Source organism: Usitatibacter palustris, assembly GCF_013003985.1.
Classification (GTDB): Bacteria; Pseudomonadota; Gammaproteobacteria; order Burkholderiales; family Usitatibacteraceae; genus Usitatibacter; species Usitatibacter palustris.
Window position 1 is genome coordinate 1,556,400 of record NZ_CP053073.1, and the last position, 18,859, is coordinate 1,575,258.

An 18,859-nucleotide genomic window follows, 5' to 3' on the forward strand; every position below is an offset into this window, starting at 1 on the left:
TGGCATCGCCTATGGCCGATCAGCCGGAATGAGGTTACACGGTGGCGCCGCGATAGTATTGGGACATGTCTCGAAGCTTCCTGCACGGATGCGCGCTGGCAGTTGGTGCGCTCGTTCTCGCCTCGTGCGCTGACACGAGCCCCGTTCACCAGGCGGCACCGCCGTGCTGTCAGACTCAGCTTCCCACTCTTCACATCGAGCAAGGATCTGGTGGCGCGCTGCTCTACATTGGGACGCGTCACACTGCAGACCCGACCGACCCGCAGATCGAGGAGATCGCAAGGCTCGCGCGCGAGTTCCGGCCAACATTGGTGCTCAACGAGGGCGGCAATCCCCCGGTTTCCGGACTGACCGCCCGAGATGATGTAGTCAGAAGCTTTGGGGAGATGGGCTTTGCACGCTGGATCGCCAGTCAGGCGAAGTTGCCCGCAAATTCGGTCGACCCTGAGTGGGCCGACGAGATCGCGCACGTGGTCTCCAAGCACTCGCCGCAGGTCGCCAAGGTGTTCTACGCAGTACGTGCCGTTCCGGGTTTCAGGAGAAATCAGGACACCGCATCGATCGAGGAGCGTGTCGACCGATATCTTTCGGTCCCCCGGATGGCCGCCGTAGGGGGGCCACCCAGGACGAGCACCGAGCTAGCTCCGCTGCTCCTGGCAATGGCCCCCGGGCCGGGCGACTGGAGGGAGGCAACGGTGGAATGGACCAGCCCTTGGGAAAAACTCTCGGTCTTGAACGACGTCGCGAGAACTTCGACGCAGTTCCGCGAGGAGTACATGGTCAGGACGATCGTCGAAGCGGTCGGCAACCGAGAGCGTGTGTTGGTGGTGACCGGCAGGTCACACCTGGAAGCGACTCGCGGCGCTATCGAGTCGGCGCTTCGCCGAGCCCACTAGGTTGCCGCTGCGCAAGACCTCTCGGCGCAGCGACTAGCCCGAAGAAGTTACACGGTCGCGGCCCGCCTTCTTGGACTCGTAGAGGCGCCGGTCCGCGACACCGAAGAGGCGATCCCAGTCGGTGCCGTCCTCAGGGTAGCGCGCAATGCCGCCGCTCACCGTCGCGCGCAACCGCGAGCCCGCGGCGACGAGCTCCGATTGCGCGATGCAATCGCGCAGGCGATCGGCGGTGGCCGCCGCGTCGCCGGAAGGATCGGTGAGCAGGAGCACGAATTCTTCTCCTCCAATGCGTGCGAGGCCATCCTCGGCCCTCTTGTTCGACGCGAGGAGCTGCGCGACGTTCCGCAGGACCGCGTCGCCGGCGAGGTGGCCGTGCTGGTCGTTCACGCGCTTGAAGTGATCGATGTCGAGGACCAGGAGCGCGAAGCCGCTGCCGTGGCGCGTGGCGCGGGCGGCTTCCTCGGTGAAGCGCTCCATCATCGCGCGGCGGTTGGGTAGCTCCGTGAGGGCGTCGCTGAACGCGACCTTGCGAAGTGCCGCTTCCATCTTGCGCACCTCGATCCAGAAGAGGCTCATCGTGCAGGCGACCGCCACGACGATCTGGCCGATCGCGAAGAGCGAGATGATGAAGTCCACGCGGTCGCGGTCGTTGGTGCCCCCGATCGCGTTGATCACGAACGCGTTGCGCGCGATCCAGAGCACGATGGTGACCGCCATGACCAGCGCGAGGAACCGGGCCGCGGCATACGCCTCGGCGGGCGGGGAGCGCAGCAGCCACACGGTGCCCAGCACGAAGAGCCCGATCGCGATGAACGAAGGCGCGAGCAGGTTCACGAGTGCCAGTGACGGCGCGGCGAAGAAGTTGTTCCACACGAGGACCGCGATGGTGACGGCCAGCACCGCGTACACCAGGCGCTTCGGGAGCACGTGGGGCGTGTGGGTCACGACGGCGCGGATCGACAGCACGGGCGCCCAGGCGATCAGCGAATTGCCGACGGCCAGCGCGAACGAGCGCGGCAGGAAGCCCATCTGCGTGATCGCGAGCCCGAGCGCGTAGACGAGCATTCCCCAGCCCCAGTAGCGCAGGGCGGGTGAGTGACGGTCGCCGCGGGCCACGGCGATGCAGACGGAACCCAGGAGGATGTTGAGGACGAGAAGAGCGAGAACGAGAGTTTGTGCGCGGCTCATTTTCTATTTGCGCAGGCGTGAAAGCACCTGTCGGAATGCAGTTGCCGTCGATTCTTCGCTGTAGTGCCGGCCCGCGTCAATGACATGGCGTCCGGCGACGAAGACATCGGTAATACGGTTCTTCCAGCCGGAGAACATCGCGACCGCGAGCTGCGTGCCCGCGTCGAGCCCTTCGAAGTCGAGATCGGCGCCGTCGAGCACGACGAGATCCGCGCGCTGCCCCACCGCGAGCTCGCCGATGGATTGGCCCAGCGCTTGCGCGCCGCCGATGCACGCCGTGGCCCAGAGGTTGGTGGCGACTTCGGGTTGCAGATCGGTCGCCGTGACGTTGCGCTCGTGCCGGGCAAGCCGCTGGCTGTACTCGAGCGCGCGCAGCTCCTCGAAGGGGCTGACACTCACGTGGCTGTCCCCGCCGATGCCGCGTCGCCCGCCGCCGCGCGCATACGCATGCAGCGGGAAGATCCCGTCGCCGAGATTCGCTTCCGTCGTAGGGCAAAGGCCCGCAACGACTTCGGACTGGACCATCCGCTCGACTTCGCGATCCGTGGCGTGGGTTGCATGGATGAACGTCCAGCGATCGCTCACCGGAGCGATGTCGCAAACCCAGTCGATTGGCGTGACGCCATGGGTCTCGAGGCACTGCTGCACCTCGCCGCGCTGCTCGCTCGCGTGCATGTGGATCGGCGCGGTCGCATCGATCAGTTCCAACGCCGCGATCGATTCGGTCAGCGTGTTGGCGTCCACCGCGCGGACCGAATGCGGCGCCATGCCGAAGCGTAGATGCGGCTCGCCCGCGTAGAAATCGATCAAGCCCTCGAGCAACCGCGGAATCGACTCGGAGTCACCGGCGAATCGCTTCTGCGCCGCATTGAGCGGCTGGTGGCCGAGCCCGCCGTGCGTGTAGATCACGGGGAGCAGCGTCATCGCGATCCCGGTGTTCTTCCCCGCGGTGATCACGCGATGCGCAAGCTCCGCACGGTCCGAATACGGCGTGCCGTTGCGATCGTGATGAAGGTAATGAAACTCCGCGACCGACGTGTAGCCGTGCTTCAACATCTCGATGTAGAGCTGGGCCGCGATCGCCTCGATGTCGTCGGGCTCGAGCGTCTGCACCAGGTGGTACATCGCGACACGCCAGGTCCAGAAGTCGTCGGTGCTGCTCGGGCCGTGCCGTTCGGCGAGCCCGGCCATCGCGCGCTGGAACGCGTGCGAGTGGAGATTGGGCATGCCCGGGAGCACGGGGCCGGCCGCTTTGGGGACACCTTTGTCCTTGGCGCCTGGGGTGATCTTGGTGATGGTGCCGGCCGCGTCCCAGTCGATGCGCACATTCCGCGCCCAGCCGTCGGGCAAGAGGGCGTCGGAAGCGAAGAGGGACGTCGTCATGGCCGGTATGATACGGCCCCATGAGCGAAACCCTGGTGATCCACGCGCGCATCGCGACGATGCGGGGCGGGAAGTACTCGATGATCGAGGACGGGGCGCTTGCGACGAGCGAAGGGCGCATCGCCTGGGTCGGCCCGATGGCCGAGCTCGATCGCCAGAAGCTCCCGGCGCGCGCCGATCCGAAGATGCTCGATGCCGAGGGCGCGCTCGTGACGCCCGGCCTCATCGACGCGCACACCCACCTGGTCTACGGCGGGAACCGCGCTGCGGAATTCGAGAAGCGGCTGGAAGGGGCGAGCTACGAGGACATCGCGAAGGCCGGCGGGGGGATTGCCGCCACGGTGAAGGCCACGCGCGCGGCGAGCGATATGGAGCTGCGCGACCAGTCGCTCGCCCGCCTTCGCCGGTTGATGGCCGGCGGCGTGACGACGGTGGAGATCAAGTCAGGCTATGGCCTGGACATGCACACCGAGATGCGGATCCTGCGCGTGGCGAAGCTCCTCGCGAAGGACATCCCGGTTCGCATCCGCACGACGTTCCTCGGCGCCCACGCGCTACCGCCCGAATTCGCCGGCCGCGCGGACGACTACATCGAACTCCTGTGCAAGGAGATGATCCCCGCGATCGCGCTCGATGGTGCCGCCGATGCGGTCGATTGCTTCTGCGAGGGAATCGGCTTCACGCCGGAGCAGACGCAGCGCGTCTTCAGTGCCGCGCACGAGATGGGCCTGCGAGTGAAGCTGCATGCCGACCAGCTTTCCGACTTGGGTGGCGCCGCACTCGCCGCCCGCAACCGCGCGCTTTCGGCTGATCACTTGGAGCACACGAACGAGGAGGGGGTTCTCGCGATGGCGAAGTCGGGGACGGTGGCGATGCTGCTGCCGGGCGCCTATCTCTTCCTGCGCGAAACGAAGCTGCCGCCGATCGAGCTGCTGCGCCGTCACAACGTGCCGATGGCCATCGCCACCGACTGCAACCCCGGCACGTCGCCGTACACCTCGCTGCCGCTGATGATGAACCTCGCGTGCGTGCTCTTTCGCCTCACGCCCGAGGAAGCCCTCGCCGGGGCGACCGCGCATGCCGCGCGCGCGCTCGGGCTTGAAGAGGAAGCGGGCTCCCTCGAGCCCGGCAAGTCCGCGGATTTCGTGGTCTGGAATGCCGAGGAGCCTGCCGAGCTCGCGTACACGGGAGGTGTACGTCCACGCGCTGCCTACTTCGCGGGGACTTACCGCACGTAGACCGGCGTGACCGGCCCGTAGCCGTAGCGGGCGGGGACCGGACCAGCACCAGGGAACACATCGACGCCGACGCGCAGCATGTGGCCGTGTGCCGGGGCATGCGGCATGCGTGCGACGAACGGGCGGCCATGGTGCACGTAGCGAACGTCGTAGCCCACGATGCGCTGGCTCACCGCCGCCGTCGTCGTGCAGCGCTGCACGCTGTGCGTCACTGCCACTTGTTGGTTGTAGTAGGCGGGCTGCGCTACGTAGCCGACACCGTTGGTGCGATCCACGTGGTTGCCCACCGCGCCGCCGATGACGGCACCCGCGACGGTGGCCGCATTCTGGGCGCGATTGCTGCCGCCGACCTGATGGCCGATGACGCCGCCGAGCACCGCACCGATCACCGTGCCCGGGCCGATGGCCGGACGCGAGACGTAGCCGGCAGGAACAGGACGCGATTCATAGGTAGTGACGGGCTCCATCCAGCACTGTTGCTGCGGGACCGAAACCGTTTCGTAGATCGGGGTGCTGGAAACGACGGTCACGTACTCGCCTCTCGGCTTCGCCATCGCCGTCGCGCTTCCCAACCCCAGGGCCGAAACCACCGCCAATGTCACGATCTTGTTCATCTTCGATACCTCCGTTGGGGACAAATGTCCCACAGCCCAACAACGGAGGCATCGGCGGGCGCGTTGACGGAAGAAACGACACCGCCCGGCGATTTGTAACAAGAAATTAAAGGGGACTGTCCCCTTTTGGAAATGGGGACAGTCCCCTTTATCTAGGGGCGGCTCCTCACCGCGCCGTCCCAGGCGCAGCTACCGGGTCCGCTCGTACGCAGCACCGCGCTGAAGTAGTGGCGGTGCGGGTCATAGCGCTCCACCGTCATCCGCGTATCGCAGATCACGTGGCGGTTGCCCGGCAACGCGGAGCAATCGGCCGTGCTCGTCATCTCCGCTCGAATTTGGTACTTGCTCCTGAGGGGCATGTCGGTCGTGAAGTGCGATTCGGTACCGGATTTCACGCACCTCGCAGTCACGATCGTGGGAAAGACCGAGGTCGTCACGACGAGATCGAGCGGCTTGTACACGGTGACCCACATGCCATAGGGCGTCGCGTTGCCGAGTGCCACCGCCTGCTGGTCTGTGTCGCGGAAGTACTGCGGAATCACATGCGTGATCGGCTTCACTGGAGGCATCACGTTCGTGTTGTGGCACCACAGGCCGCCGCGGTTGTCCGCAGGACTCGTGCCCCGGTAGACGCAGAGGTTGCCGTCATCCTGCAGCGTCAGGAAAGTCTGCCCGGAAGTCTTCGAGCACCACAGGGGACCGGGCTGGATCGCCTCGGGCGTGCCGCGATAGACGCAGAGATTGCCATCGCCTTGCATCGCGGTGACGTACTCCCCCGAGGCACCCGCGGTATTCAGGCACCAGAGGTGCTTGCCCGGCTTGTCCGGCGTTCCGGCATAGACGCACAGGTTGCCGTCGGGCTGCTGGATCGCGTAGTGCGTCCTGCCGGGCGACTGCAGCGTCGCCTTCGTGCGAAGCATCTCGCCCATCTTGAGGACGTTCTTCGCCGGCGGCAGGGGCGGTGGCGGCGGGGGAGGAGGCGGGGGCGGAAGGGGCGGAGGCGGGGACGGTGGAGCCTTCGGGGTGATCGTCACGACTAGGGTGGTGGACTTGGCGAGCCTCAACACGCAGACCGTCGAAGGCGGTTCGGAACAAGCGGGGGTCCAGGTCACTGTTGCGCCCGGTGCGTCCCTGGGCGCCTCCGCCAGGAGCTGGATCGGCTCGCCCGACATGAAGGTGTAACTGCAGACCCTGGCCTTCGACATCGTGCCGCAGTCGATGCCGGGAGGAGAGGAAAGGACACGTCCTGAGGGCAGCGGGGCCGCGATGGTGACCACGACCGGCTGTTTCGGCTGGTTCGATTCCGGTGGCGGCGGCGGCTGCGGTTTCGCCTGCGGCGGCTGTTGCACCGGCGTTGGCTTCGATGGCACGGGCGCCTTCGTCGGCGGCACGGCTTTCTGCGGCGCAGGATCCTGCGCGAGTGCCAGCGCAGGCGAGAGTGCGCACAGCACAACGGCGATTGTCGTTCTCATGGAGCCTCCCTGCCCACACGCTGACAGGAAGCTCCCGGCTACACCATGGGACTAAGGTCGAATCGAATAAAGGGGACTGTCCCCTTTTTCTACTTGCAGGCGGTGAAGACGCCGCCGTGCGCCAGTGCGAGCTCGCCCTGGGCGCGCGTGATCGTGAGCTTGTCGCCGTTGGCACGCAGCCACACGGCGTCCTTGCGGCCCTCGATGGTCATGGCCTTCAGTTCCGCGCCGTCGATCGTGCCGCCGATCACCGCGATGGGCTTGCCGTTGCGCGTGAACGTCGCGCGCGCCACCTGGTAGCTCTGCGCGACGTCGAGCGTGACGCCCTTCGACTGGCCCGAACCGCACCAATGCCCGTCCATCTTCGCGGGCACGGTCCACAGGTGCACCTTGCTCGACTTCTCCTTGCCGACCTTCTTGTCGGGCACGTCGACGATGACCGTGCGATCCGGCTTCCAGTCGCCCATGTCCCAGTCGTGGGAGACGATGCGCGTACCGGGCTTCAGCGCCAGGATCGCGGGCCGCAGCTGCAGGTTCACTTCCGGGAGCAGGTACATCGTGATGACGGTCGCGGTCGTGAGGTCCGTCTTGAAGAGGTCCTGCTCGCGAAACTCCGCGCGCTTCGAAACCTTGGCCTTGCGCGCGTTCTCGATGCTCTGCTTGACGAGGTCGGGAACGATCTCCACGCCCAGCCCGCGCGCGCCGAAGCGCTTGGCCGCGGTGATCACGATGCGCCCATCGCCGGAGCCGAGGTCGAGCACGTAGTCCTTCTCGGTCACCTTCGCCATGCGAAGCATCGTCATCGTGACGTGGTCGGGCGTGGTGATGAAGGGCACTTCGTCGGTGCCCTGCGCGGCGACGGGGAGGGCGAGGAGCAGCGTGAGGCCAAGGCTTTTCATTGCGTCTTGTCTTTCTTGGTGAATTCGATGAGGCGGTCGAACAATTCTCGCAGCACGTGGCGCACCCGGCTGGCGCCCACATTATCGAACGAATACGGAAGCGTTTCCTGCATGTACGTTGAGCAGGCCATTTCCATCTGGACGGCATGGATTCCATTCGCCGGCTGGCCGTAGTGGCGCGTGATGTAGCCGCCCTTGAAGCGGCCGTTGTGCACCGAGGTGAAGCCGTGGTGCTTGTGGAGGATGGCTTCGAGGTCTGTCGCCAGTGATGCGTCGCAAGACTTGCCGTCCGCCGTGCCGAGGTTGAAGTCGGGAAGGCGGCCCTCGAAGAGGCGCGGCGCCTCCGACACTATTGAATGCGCGTCCCAGAGCATCGCGACGCCGTGTTGGGCGCGAATGCGAGCGAGCTCCGCTGCGAGGCGCTGGTGATAGGGCTTCCAGTAGCGTTCCACCCTTTGAGCGATCTCTGCGGAATCCGGTGCGCAGTTCTCGAGATACACCGGTGCACCGTGGAAGGTCTCGAGCGGACACAGACCCGTTGTCACACGTCCCGGATACAGGCTCACATCATCGGGCGGACGGTTGAGGTCCACCACGTAGCGCGAATGCGTGGCGGTGATGACCGTCGCGTCGAGCTCGGCGAGGAAATCGTAGAGGCGCGGGAGGTGCCAGTCGGTGTCGGGGCGTTGCGCGGCGGCCTCGGTGTGACGGTTCGCGATCGTCGGCGGCACGTAGGTCGAGACATGCGGCAGCGAGACGATGAGCGCGCCGCCTCCACGGCGAAACAGGTAGGGCGGGACGGCGCTCTTCATTCCGCTGTCATTCTTCATTAGCGCATCCGACGGCGTTGAGGTTCGAAAATCGCAGTTTGCATTCGCCTGATCCTCTGGCTCACCTAATTGATACAGGGGATCACTTTAGGGATCCCACGTAGTACTTGAGTAATCCAGGGGATCAGGCGAATGCAAACAGCGGAAATCGGCACCGCCTACTCGGCCGGGCGCCGCAACCCGTGCTTGCGCGCCACTTCCTGCGCGAGCTCGTATCCCGCATCCGCATGACGCACGACGCCGATCGCCGGATCGTTCCACAGCACGCGCTCGATACGTTTCGCCGCCGCAGGTGTTCCATCGCACACGATCACCACCCCCGCGTGCTGCGAGTAGCCCATGCCGACACCGCCGCCGTGGTGGATCGACACCCACGTCGCGCCGCCCGCAGTCGAGAGCAGGGCGTTCAACAACGGCCAGTCGGACACCGCATCGGAACCGTCCTTCATGGATTCCGTCTCGCGGTTGGGACTCGCGACCGAACCCGTGTCGAGGTGATCGCGGCCAATGACGATCGGCGCCTTCAACTCACCGCTCGCGACCATCTCGTTGAACGCGAGCCCTGCCACATGTCGCTGCCCGAGCCCCAGCCAGCAGATGCGCGCGGGCAGCCCCTGGAACTTGATGCGCTCCCTCGCCATGTCCATCCAGCGGTGCAGATGCGCGTCGTCGGGGAAGAGTTGTTTAACTTTCTCGTCGGTGCGGTAGATGTCCTCGGGGTCGCCGGAGAGCGCGACCCAGCGGAACGGGCCCTTGCCTTCGCAGAAGAGCGGGCGGATGTACGCGGGCACGAAGCCGGGGAAGGCGAACGCGTCGGCGACTCCTTCATCCTTCGCGACCTGGCGGATGTTGTTGCCGTAGTCGACGGTGGGGATGCCGGCGCGGTGGAAATCGAGCATCGCCTTCACGTGCGCGACGATCGAGGTCTTTGCGGCGGCTTCGACGGCCTTGGGATGGGTCTTCTGCTCCGCCTCCCAGCGCTCGACACTCCAGCCCGCGGGGAGATAGCCGTTCACGAGGTCGTGCGCGGAGGTTTGATCCGTGACGAGGTCGGGGCGCACGCCGCGCTTCACGATCTCGGGGAAGATGTCGGCCGCGTTGCCGAGCAGGCCCACGGAGATCGCGGTCTTCGCGCCCGCCATCATCGCGAGCGCTTCGTCGAGGCTCTTCGCTTGCTTGTCGAGGTAGCCGGTGCGAAGCCGCATGTCGATGCGCGACTGGCGGCATTCGACGGCGAGCATCGAGGCGCCGGCCATCGTCGCCGCGAGCGGTTGCGCGCCGCCCATGCCGCCGAGGCCTGCGGTGAGGATCCAGCGGCCAGAGGCCTGTCCGCTGTAGTGTTGTCGCATCGCCTCGGCGAACGTCTCGTACGTCCCCTGCACGATGCCCTGCGAGCCGATGTAGATCCACGAGCCCGCGGTCATCTGCCCGTACATCATCAGGCCCTTGCGATCGAGCTCGTTGAAGTGGTCCCACGTGGCCCACTTCGGCACCAGGTTCGAATTCGCTATGAGGACTCTCGGTGCGTCCGCGTGCGTCTTGAAGACCGCGACGGGCTTGCCGGACTGGACGAGGAGCGACTCGTCGTCGGCGAGATCCTTGAGGGCGGCGAGGATGGCGTCGAAGGCGGGCCAGTCCCTTGCGGCCCTGCCGATGCCCCCGTAGACGACCAGCTCTGCCGGATTTTCGGCGACGTCTGGGTCGAGATTGTTCTGGATCATCCGGAAGGGCGCCTCGGTGAGCCATGAACGGCAGGCGAGGGCACTACCCCGAGGGGCGCGGATGATGCGGGAGGTGTCTCCGATGCGGCGGTGGGTCATGGGGGGATTATCTCCCACAGATCATTTGTCCTACACGTCGCGCTAACATTTGTTAGTCTGCTCAACCTTGGCAAGGCGCCAGCGCGCAATCGCCATCCACTAGAAGAGCGGAAGGAATGCTCCGATGAAAGCTCTGTTAAGTATCAAGCCAACCCCTGAGCAGCTGAAAATCTTCGCGCGCGTTCGGCCGGGGGTGGAGGTTATCCGCGGCGCGGCCGGCAGCGGAAAGACAACCACCGCGATTCTCAAGCTTCAAGCCAATCTCGCGGTCTTCCTCAGGCGAAAGGACCGGATGGCAAAGAAGCCGCCCGTCCGAGTCCTTGTTCTCACATTCAACAGGACGCTCAAGGGGTACTTGGAGTCGCTTGTCAGGGCTCAGGCGGCCGAGTCGGAGAAAATTGAAATCACCATCGATACGTTCGCGCATTGGGCGCGTGACGCGTTGGACAAGCCAGCTATGGTTGCAGATGGTGCGCGAAAGCGCTCGCTCCAGACGCTCGGTAGTGAGCTCGGTCTTGGGGATTTCTTGATTGAAGAGACGGACTACTTGACGGGTAGATTCCTGTCCGAAAAGTTGGAGTCGTACACGACAACGCCGCGCGAGGGGAGAGGAAACACACCAAGGGTCGACAAAGCCCTGCGCGAGAGGCTTCTTTCCGAAGTCGTTGTGCCCTACGACAAATGGAAGAGAAAGAATAACGTCAACGACTGGAACGACTTGGCCCTCGCTTTGGCGAAGGAAAAACTCTTCGAATACGACATCGTTGTGGTCGATGAGACACAAGACTTCTCTGCGAACCAGGTGCGAGCAGTAATGAACCAGCTCGCCGACGTTCACTCGGTCACGTTCATTCTAGATACGGCCCAGAGAATCTATCCGCGTGGCTTCAAATGGCAGGAGGTGGGGATTGTTCTGCGACCAGAGAATAGCCACCGACTCGAGAGGAACTACCGAAATACCAAGCAAATCGCTGCGTTCGCCGCGTCAATGCTCGCCGGAGTAGAGGCCGATGACGACTACACAATTCCGGACCTCGAGCGGTGCGAAGCGGTCGGACCCAAACCTATCCTTCTGGAAGGAAAGTACTCGGCCCAAGTGGGCTATGCGCTGGGGCTCTTGGCGAAGTCCAAGATTGACTTGAAGGAGGATTCTGTCGCATTCCTCCATCCGAAAGGTGGGGGATGGTTTGACTACCTACGCGCGGCCTTGAGCAACAAGGGATTGCCATTTGTGGAGCTAACGCGCGAAGCGGAGTGGCCTAAGGGACCCGAAAACATCGCACTATCAACCATGCATTCGGCGAAGGGGCTTGAGTTCGATCATGTGTTCATTCTGGGCGTGAACGCGGGGTCCTTTCCCGAGGGCGAGTTCGATCCAGCAGATGATCGACAGATCACTGCGAGAAAGCTTGTTGCGATGGCCGTTAGTCGGGCGAGAAAATCGGTGATAGTCGGATTCAAGGCCGACGATAGGTCGGCCCTCATAGACTACTTCGACAAACCAACTTATACGCTGGTGAAGGTGTGAGCGTAGGCAAGGTAGTTGCCGAAAGGGCGATTCGGGACCTTCTCCATTTCACTACGAGCAAGGGCCTTCTCGGAATCTTGCAGTCGCGTGCTCTTCGCGCGCGTGCGCGATTGGGGCGAGACCAGCAACTCGAGTACATATTTAGCCCCAACGCGGCATTTCGCAAGGACGAAGCTTGGCTTGACTACGTGAATCTCTCGGTGTCTTGGATAAACCACGCGTTCTTCGCTATTGCGGCGGAGAAATGGCACAAAGGAAAAGACATTTGGTGGTGCATCTTGGCTTTCCCAGCCGATCTAATGAACGACGAGGACGTATACTTTACGACGACGAACAATATGTACTCCGGCGTAAGTAGGGCTCGCGGAGAAGCGGGGCTATCAGGAATGTTTGCTCCTTCGATAGTGCAGTGGCGCGGGAGGGTCGTTACGAGGCCACTTCGGCTGCCGGCGAGCTTTACGACCTGCAGCCAGGCTGAGGTCCTCTATCGAGGTGAAGTGCCGACCACAAGGCTCCTACGCGTCTACGTGGCTACGGAAGAGCATGCTGACGAGGTCGAGGGAATGCGTGCTGTGACGCAACATGCGCCGATTGAGGTTGTCGTTGATCCGAGTCTCTTTGAGCCGCGAAAAGTATGAGACCTGATATTCGTGCCCGGGTTGTTCGATCCGCTCTATGGGCAGCCTATGGTGACGCGCTCGGGTTCATCTCGGAGATGACCGACGACGGAGGTCTGGCCCGCCGACTCAAAGGTGGGCACCTTGTTCGTACTGTGGGATGGAAAAGAATGGTGGGCGGGAAGTTTGGTGCGTTCGTCGATCTGCCTAGCGGGTGCTACTCAGACGACACACAACTCCGACTTGCCACCTCCCGCTGCATACGGGCAGACGGTCATTTCGATGTTGAGGCGTTCGCAAAGGTCGAGTTGCCCGTGTGGCTTGCATACGCTCTCGGAGCGGGGGCGGCGTCCAAGTCGGCCGCTGAGGCGCTTGCCAGTCGCAACACGACGTGGTTCAACAACTTCTTTTCGCGGGCGAGAAGCCAGTACATCAACAGCGGCGGCAATGGAGCCGCCATGCGCATACAGCCACACGTGTGGGCTCGTGCAAGCAGCAGTGACACTCTGGGCCTCGTCCGAGACGTCGTTAGGAACTCCATTTGTTCGCATGGACACATCCGGGGCATTGCCGGGGCGGTCGTTCACGCACTCGCGTTGCAACATGCCCTGTTGACGAACGAGATTCCCGGGCCAGACATTTGGGAGGAGATCGTGTCTGATTTGGCCACGATCGGTGCTGCGGTCGGTCATGATCCCGAGTTGAGTGCATTCTGGCTTCCCCATTGGGAACACGAGACAAAGGCCTCGCTTCCCGCTGCCATACGATCTGTTCAAGACGAACTTCGCCGTGACCTGCGCATCGTGCGCAAGTCACTTGATGCGTCTGATGCCACTGCCTCTTACGCACGTTCAGCGCAGGATCTTGGAGCGCTAGAGCCATCTTCAAGGGGCTCGGGCACAAAGACAGCGCTCCTATCGCTGTTGTCGTGCTGGCTGTTCAGAATGGACGGGCCGAATTCGGCGATCGTTTCTGTCTCCGGCCTCGTGGGCAGCGACACGGATAGCATCGCTACGATGGTTGGCGCAGTCATGGGTGCCGTTGCTATTGAGGAACCCGGCGAGACGCTGGCAGATCGGGAGTACATCGAGACTGAGGCGGTGCGATTGGCGGACATTGCGGGGGGAAAGACTACGAGTTCGTTCATGTACCCCGATCCGCTAGTCTGGATCGCACCGAAGAACGCACTGGATTGCGTTGGGACTTGGAGTGGCGAGCCGTACCTTGCCGGGCTTGGTAGGCTTGAGTTTTCCGGCGAGCCTGTTGGATCGAAGTCAGCAAAGGATGAATCAGTATGGCAATGGGCGCGCCTTGATTTTGGCCAGAGAGTCCTTTGCAAGCGCCGCCGCAAGCTTCGCCCCCTACCAGAAGAGTCGCGCCCACAGTCTGAGGAAGTAAGAATGGAGATCCGAGTCAACGAGCAGCAGTTGCGAGCCTATGAGAATGATCGTCGATCGCTGGACCTCTTTTCCGAGACGCGAACTGTTGAGGTCGCCCCTGCGGGCAGCAAGACCCTGGATCAGCTCACTGATGAGGCTATCAAGTCTGGATTCGATCCAGCGGTGATCGGCCAGCACCTCTTGGAATTGGCTCAAAGGGACGGGGAGATCGAGCTTGGGATCGCATATGTGTCGATTCTGTTAAAAGCACGGAAGGCACGAATCAAGAACAAGCGTTAGGTTGCCCTGCCCGTCAAATCAGGTGTCTGGCCACCACGGCCTCGTTCCAGTGCCACTCGTGACGCTGACGATTCGCAAAGGGAAATCGAAGGCCTTCAAGGACGCAGTCTTCGCCGGCATCCACACGGGCCTGGTCAACTCGGGCGTCCCCGAGACCGACAAGTTCCAGCGCGTGCTCGAGCTCGGGCCCGACGACTTCCGCTACCACCCCGAGTATCCCGACCTCACCTCGAAGCGCGACGACGACTTCGTGCTCATCGAGATCCTGCTCTCGGCCGGACGCAGCGTGAAGATCAAGAAGAAGATCCTCGCCGATGCGATCGCAGCACTGGCGAAGGACCCGGGGCTGAACCCCGAGAACGTGATGATCGTCTTCAAGGAGACGACCTGGGAGAACTGGTCGTTCGCGGGCGGGCGGCAGATCCACGTTTGACGGGCTGCGCAGCTTGGCGCGTGTCAACGTGTGGCAGGATATGAGCATTGTGGAGAAATGACCGTGCCCAGCCCCAAAGACGACCTCACTCGGCTCATCCAGAGCCTGCCGGACGAAAGTTCGGCCGACGAGATCGTGCGCGAGCTGGCACTCCACGTCATGATCGAACGCGGCCTTGCGGATTCGGATGCGAGGCGCACCATTTCGAACGACGAAATGGGGCAACGCATTCGGTCATGGCCGAAATAGCCTGGACCGCCGAGGCGCTCCGCTGGCTCGAGGACATCTTTGAGCACATTGCGGCCGACAACCCCGATGCCGCCACGCGAACCGTCCTGGGGATCTACGAGCGCGCCCAGTCGATTGCGCGCCATCCCGAAATCGGAGCTCGGTATCTGCGTTCCCAAAGAAACATCCGGATCGTGCTCTACGAGCACTTTCGGATCGCCTACTTGATCAAGGCGGACGGGAACGTCGACATTCTCGGCGTCTTCCACGGCGCGTTGGATATCGCGAAGTACCCGCTTTAGTGCTGCGCGCGGTAGAAATGTGGTCCTCGTCCTACGCGGGCACGGGCCACCGTCTGCTGGTGACCCGGTGCATCGCGGACGATCATCACGCGATGAACGCGCAAACCTGTCAGTGGCTCCTTCGCGCCGGCGTCGCCGGCCTTTTCGCGCTCGCCGGGTGCTCGGCCTCTTCACCACCGATTACGCCCTCGCAAGGTGTGGGCGTTTCGCCCACGCTGCCCGCGCCCTCGACGAGCCTCATCCCCACCGTCTCCATCGCGCCGGCCGTAGGTTGGCCTGCAGGAGCAACGCCTAAACCCGCCGCAGGCCTCGCCGTCACCGCCTTCGCAACCGGCCTCGATCATCCGCGCTGGATTCACGTTTTGCCCAATGGTGACGTCCTGGTGGCTGAATCCAATGGCCCGCCCAAGGACCCCAAGAGCCTGAAAGCGTGGGCGATGAAGGAGGTCAAGAAGCGAGCCGGTGCGGGGGTGCCGAGCGCCAACCGAATTACTCTGCTGCGCGACGTGGACGGCGATGGCGTGGCGGAAACGCGGCATGTCTTCCTCGAGGGACTGAACTCCCCCTTCGGCATGGCGCTCGTCGGCGACTCGCTGTACGTCGCCAATACCGACGCGATCCTTCGCTTTCCGTATCGCACGGGTGACCTGCGCGCGACCGGCACGGGCGAAGTCGTCGTCGCACTCCCCGCGGGTCCGATCAACCACCATTGGACGAAGAACATCATCGCGAGCGCCGATGGCCGGCGCCTGTACGCGACCGTGGGTTCGAACAGCAACATCGCCGAGAACGGGATCGAGGAAGAGAAGGAGCGCGCGGCGATTCTCGAGGTCGATCCCGCGAAGAAGACCTATCGCGTCTTCGCCTCAGGCCTGCGCAATCCCAACGGCCTGGGATGGGAACCGAAATCCGGAAAACTCTGGACTGTCGTGAACGAGCGCGACGAGCTCGGCGATGACCTCGTGCCCGACTACCTCACGTCGGTGAAGGACGGCGCCTTCTACGGTTGGCCGTTCAGCTACTACGGGCAGCACGTCGATACGCGCGTGAAGCCGCAGCGTCCGGATCTCGTTGCGGCAGCGGTGGCGCCCGACTTCGCTCTGGGCTCGCACGTCGCACCCCTCGGCCTCGCGTTCAACGATTCACCACGATGGCCCGAGGCGTTTCGCAGCGGCGCCTTCGTCGGCAATCACGGGTCGTGGAACCGGACGCCGAAATCCGGCTACCAGGTGGTCTTCGTTTCGTTCGTGGACGGTATGCCCCGCGGCCTGCCCGTGGAAGTGCTGGGCGGATTCGTGAACGCGGAAGGCAACGCGATGGGTCGCCCTGTCGGCGTCGCGATGGATCGCCGCGGGGGACTTCTCGTGGCCGACGATGTCGGGAACGTGATCTGGCGAGTGGGCGTCGCGCGCTGACTTAGTGGAGCACTTCATCGACGCGCCCAGGTGAACCTGATAGGTTCCTGAGGCAGCCCCGCCCGCTGGCTGTGCAGCCGTCTCCGCGAGCACAAACAGCAACGAGGATTCCAATGAGATTGCTTTCCACGATGATGCTCTGTGGTGCCACGGCGCTCGCACTCCTTTCCGGCACCAGCGCAACGGCGAAGTCCTTCCTGAAGTCCGGCGAGTACCTGCGCAACGACCAGATGCTCGTTTCCGAGAACCGCGCGTTCTTCGCGTACATGCAGGGCGACGGGAATTTCGTCGTCTACAAGGGCACGAGCTTCCAGGACATGTATGGCGCGCTTTGGGCGACCGGCGCCCAGGGCGGCGGCCAGTACTTCGCCATCCAGCAAGGTGACGGCAACTTCGCCATATACAAAGGAACGGGGCCTGCGGACAACAAGGGGCTCGTGTGGGATCACCGGCGAACCGGTGCGAACGGACAAGCGTTCACCATCCTCCAGGACAGCGGCAACCTCTGCACGTACAAGGGCACGGGCCCGAGCGACAACAAGGGCCTCCTGTGGTGCAGCGACAAGTACGCCACGGTCACCTGGTTGCCCGACGGCAAGAACATCGCATTGGCCTATCACACGAGCAGCCGCATCGTCTTCGATGCGAGGAACGGCGGCCTGGCGCTGATGAACGCCAGCCAACGCTATGCCTTCCGCCCCGATGGCACGATCCGCCAGGCCGCGGACAGCTCCAAGTGCCTGCGCACGGAAGCCAACGGCATCGTCTCGCTGGGAAAATGCGACGGATCCCAATACGCCACCGGTTGGATCTATAACCCGGCCGACAAGTCCCTTCGCAAAGCGAACAACCCGAGGGCTTGTCTCATGAGCGGCAACGACGGCGCCAACATGTCCGTCCCCACGTACGATGCGGGCCACCTGTGTCCGCTGGAGAACCCGGCGCCGACGGCGAACAAGGATCACGCGAGGTGGGTCCTCGTCCCTTAGGGAAGGGGGAGCCGACTACTTCTGTTTCGACTTGAGGGCGGCCAGCGCGGCGCTTAGCGGCCTGCGCGTTCCATCGACGGGCCAGTGTTGAGCGGTGGCGTAGTCGAGTAGCTCGCTGACCCGATCCGAAGACAGTGGATGCGTCTGCAGCATCGCAAGCCGCATCGAATCCGAGCCGCCTTCCGCTCCGAGCATCGTGAAGAGCTCCTTCGGCCCGCCCGCATGGCCGTAGAGCTTGTTCACGGCCGCGAGCGCTTCGCGATCGGCGTCGCGCTCCTGGCTTCGCGAGAAGGTGAGCAGGGTGACGCCGCCCACGAGGTTGGTGAGGTCTCCGCCCGAACTGCCACTGAAACCAACGGCCGTGAGCAGCACGCCAATGGCCACGCCGCGACCGGCAGCGCGAACCGGATGCCGCAGCTTCACGTGCGCGATCTCATGCGCGATCACGAGGGCGAGCGTGTTCTCGTCGGGCATGCGCGCGATGAGCCCGCGATTCACGAACACCTGGCCGCCGAGGGTCGCGAACGCGTTGACCATCTCGGAATCGACCAGATGGAAGCGAATCGCCATCCCGGGCTCGAGTGACATCGCAGCTTCGACGCGTGCGCCGAGTTCGCGCAGGGCCAATGCTGCCTTGTCCTGCGCGGGATCATCGGCCTTGGAAGGCGGCGAGACGCGCTCGGCGACGAGTTCGCGCTCGACCGCATACGGCAAGCGCGCCGCCAGCTCCGCCGCGAAGTACCCCACCGCCGCAATCGTCACGACGACAGCCGTCGTCGCGCCGATCACGAGCCACGCAAACTCCTTGAGCGGGTGTTCCTCCGAGTAGTTGACCGTCTCGTCGGGAACCCGGTTCTCGTAGTTCACTTCGGGGGAATCAGCGCCGTTCCGTACGCGAGGATCTCGAAGGCCGGGACGGCGCCGCGGTTGCCCGAGATCGACGTGCTCTCGTACTTCACGTTGACGATGAGCTTCGAGCCCAGGCGCCGCGCTTCCGTCTTCATGCGCAACGTCGCCTCGCGCCGGCCGCGGTCGAGCAGCGTCTCGTAGCCGCGCGAACGTCCGCCGATGAAGCTGCGAAGGCCGAACACGAACTTCTTGAAGTAATCCGACGAGATCACGACGTGGCCGGTGACGAGCTGGCAATCCTGGCGCGTCGCCATGTCCGGCGGGAAGCGCGAGCCGAAGAGCAGCACCGACGCATACGCGGTCTCGCGCTGGCGGATCGAGGCGTAGTGGTTCGCCTCCAGGAACCGGCCGACGCCGAACCCCAGCGCCAGCAGGAACAGGAACATGAACCATTCGAAGTAGTGGAAGAAGATCTCCAT

19 protein-coding genes are annotated in these 18,859 nt (G+C 63.8%); 10 read left to right on the forward strand and 9 right to left on the reverse strand.

The genetic code is table 11. The features are described from left to right. The first annotated feature begins 65 nt into the window (after nt 1-65). Nucleotides 66-896, forward strand: coding sequence for a hypothetical protein (locus DSM104440_RS07885; RefSeq protein WP_171161468.1), 831 nt, complete (start codon nt 66-68; stop codon nt 894-896). Nucleotides 897-929: 33 nt separating this feature from the next. Here DSM104440_RS07885 and DSM104440_RS07890 read toward each other — a convergent pair whose 3' ends face one another. Then, nucleotides 930-2,084: a GGDEF domain-containing protein gene (locus tag DSM104440_RS07890; RefSeq protein WP_171161469.1), complete on the reverse strand. Its 1,155-nt coding sequence runs from the start codon at nt 2,082-2,084 to the stop codon at nt 930-932. 3 nt (nt 2,085-2,087) lie between these two features. Further along, on the reverse strand, nt 2,088-3,467 hold the full coding sequence (locus DSM104440_RS07895) for a formimidoylglutamate deiminase (protein ID WP_171161470.1): 1,380 nt from the start codon (nt 3,465-3,467) through the stop codon (nt 2,088-2,090). A 20-nt stretch (nt 3,468-3,487) separates the two neighbouring features. On the opposite strand from DSM104440_RS07895, the gene hutI reads away from it, so the two are divergent. Continuing rightward, nucleotides 3,488-4,705, forward strand: a complete 1,218-nt coding sequence (gene hutI, locus DSM104440_RS07900; protein ID WP_171161471.1) for an imidazolonepropionase — start codon at nt 3,488-3,490, stop codon at nt 4,703-4,705. Here hutI and DSM104440_RS07905 read toward each other — a convergent pair. From DSM104440_RS07905 to hutU, 5 genes are all read right to left on the reverse strand, one after another. Beyond that, on the reverse strand, nt 4,693-5,319 hold the full coding sequence (locus DSM104440_RS07905) for a glycine zipper 2TM domain-containing protein (protein WP_171161472.1): 627 nt from the start codon (nt 5,317-5,319) through the stop codon (nt 4,693-4,695). The two genes, hutI and DSM104440_RS07905, sit on opposite strands and share 13 nt — an antisense overlap. Nucleotides 5,320-5,471: 152 nt before the next feature. Further along, the gene (locus DSM104440_RS07910) at nt 5,472-6,791 is read right to left on the reverse strand and encodes a hypothetical protein (protein ID WP_171159554.1); all 1,320 of its coding nucleotides are present in this window, start codon (nt 6,789-6,791) and stop codon (nt 5,472-5,474) included. An 89-nt stretch (nt 6,792-6,880) separates the two neighbouring features. Beyond that, nucleotides 6,881-7,690 (reverse strand): class I SAM-dependent methyltransferase, encoded by an 810-nt coding sequence (locus tag DSM104440_RS07915; protein WP_171161473.1) that lies wholly within the window; start codon nt 7,688-7,690, stop codon nt 6,881-6,883. Further along, entirely contained in the window at nt 7,687-8,502 is an 816-nt protein-coding gene (hutG, locus tag DSM104440_RS07920) for an N-formylglutamate deformylase (RefSeq protein ID WP_171161474.1), read from the reverse strand. Before hutG ends, DSM104440_RS07915 begins: the two co-directional genes overlap by 4 nt. A 176-nt stretch (nt 8,503-8,678) precedes the next feature. Beyond that, on the reverse strand, nt 8,679-10,340 hold the full coding sequence (gene hutU / locus DSM104440_RS07925; RefSeq protein WP_171161475.1) for a urocanate hydratase: 1,662 nt from the start codon (nt 10,338-10,340) through the stop codon (nt 8,679-8,681). Between the two features lie 124 nt (nt 10,341-10,464). On the opposite strand from hutU, the gene DSM104440_RS07930 reads away from it, so the two are divergent. The 8 genes from DSM104440_RS07930 to DSM104440_RS07965 all read left to right on the forward strand — a co-directional run bounded on the left by DSM104440_RS07930 (nt 10,465) and on the right by DSM104440_RS07965 (nt 17,531). Beyond that, on the forward strand, nt 10,465-11,868 hold the full coding sequence (locus DSM104440_RS07930) for a 3'-5' exonuclease (RefSeq protein ID WP_171161476.1): 1,404 nt from the start codon (nt 10,465-10,467) through the stop codon (nt 11,866-11,868). Next, entirely contained in the window at nt 11,865-12,506 is a 642-nt protein-coding gene (locus tag DSM104440_RS19610) for a DarT ssDNA thymidine ADP-ribosyltransferase family protein (RefSeq protein ID WP_171161477.1), read from the forward strand. The genes DSM104440_RS07930 and DSM104440_RS19610 overlap by 4 nt, the downstream gene beginning before the upstream one ends. A 77-nt stretch (nt 12,507-12,583) precedes the next feature. Beyond that, on the forward strand, nt 12,584-14,164 hold the full coding sequence (locus DSM104440_RS07940) for an ADP-ribosylglycohydrolase family protein (RefSeq protein WP_171161478.1): 1,581 nt from the start codon (nt 12,584-12,586) through the stop codon (nt 14,162-14,164). A 58-nt stretch (nt 14,165-14,222) separates the two neighbouring features. Next, the gene (locus DSM104440_RS07945) at nt 14,223-14,597 is read left to right on the forward strand and encodes a tautomerase family protein (RefSeq protein ID WP_212758263.1); all 375 of its coding nucleotides are present in this window, start codon (nt 14,223-14,225) and stop codon (nt 14,595-14,597) included. Between the two features lie 63 nt (nt 14,598-14,660). After that, nucleotides 14,661-14,846 carry a hypothetical protein gene (locus DSM104440_RS07950; RefSeq protein ID WP_171161480.1) on the forward strand — a complete coding sequence of 62 codons (186 nt, stop codon included), beginning with the start codon at nt 14,661-14,663 and terminating at the stop codon, nt 14,844-14,846. Beyond that, nucleotides 14,834-15,127, forward strand: a complete 294-nt coding sequence (locus DSM104440_RS07955) for a type II toxin-antitoxin system RelE/ParE family toxin (protein WP_171161481.1) — start codon at nt 14,834-14,836, stop codon at nt 15,125-15,127. The genes DSM104440_RS07950 and DSM104440_RS07955 overlap by 13 nt, the downstream gene beginning before the upstream one ends. After that, nucleotides 15,127-16,542 (forward strand): PQQ-dependent sugar dehydrogenase, encoded by a 1,416-nt coding sequence (locus tag DSM104440_RS07960; protein WP_246212119.1) that lies wholly within the window; start codon nt 15,127-15,129, stop codon nt 16,540-16,542. The genes DSM104440_RS07955 and DSM104440_RS07960 overlap by 1 nt, the downstream gene beginning before the upstream one ends. A 113-nt stretch (nt 16,543-16,655) precedes the next feature. Beyond that, on the forward strand, nt 16,656-17,531 hold the full coding sequence (locus DSM104440_RS07965; protein WP_171161482.1) for a hypothetical protein: 876 nt from the start codon (nt 16,656-16,658) through the stop codon (nt 17,529-17,531). Nucleotides 17,532-17,546: 15 nt separating this feature from the next. Here DSM104440_RS07965 and DSM104440_RS07970 read toward each other — a convergent pair whose 3' ends face one another. After that, entirely contained in the window at nt 17,547-18,398 is an 852-nt protein-coding gene (locus DSM104440_RS07970) for a M48 family metallopeptidase (protein WP_171161483.1), read from the reverse strand. Further along, complete coding sequence (locus DSM104440_RS07975; RefSeq protein ID WP_171161484.1) at nt 18,395-18,859, reverse strand: YbjQ family protein; 465 nt, start codon at nt 18,857-18,859, stop codon at nt 18,395-18,397. Before DSM104440_RS07975 ends, DSM104440_RS07970 begins: the two co-directional genes overlap by 4 nt.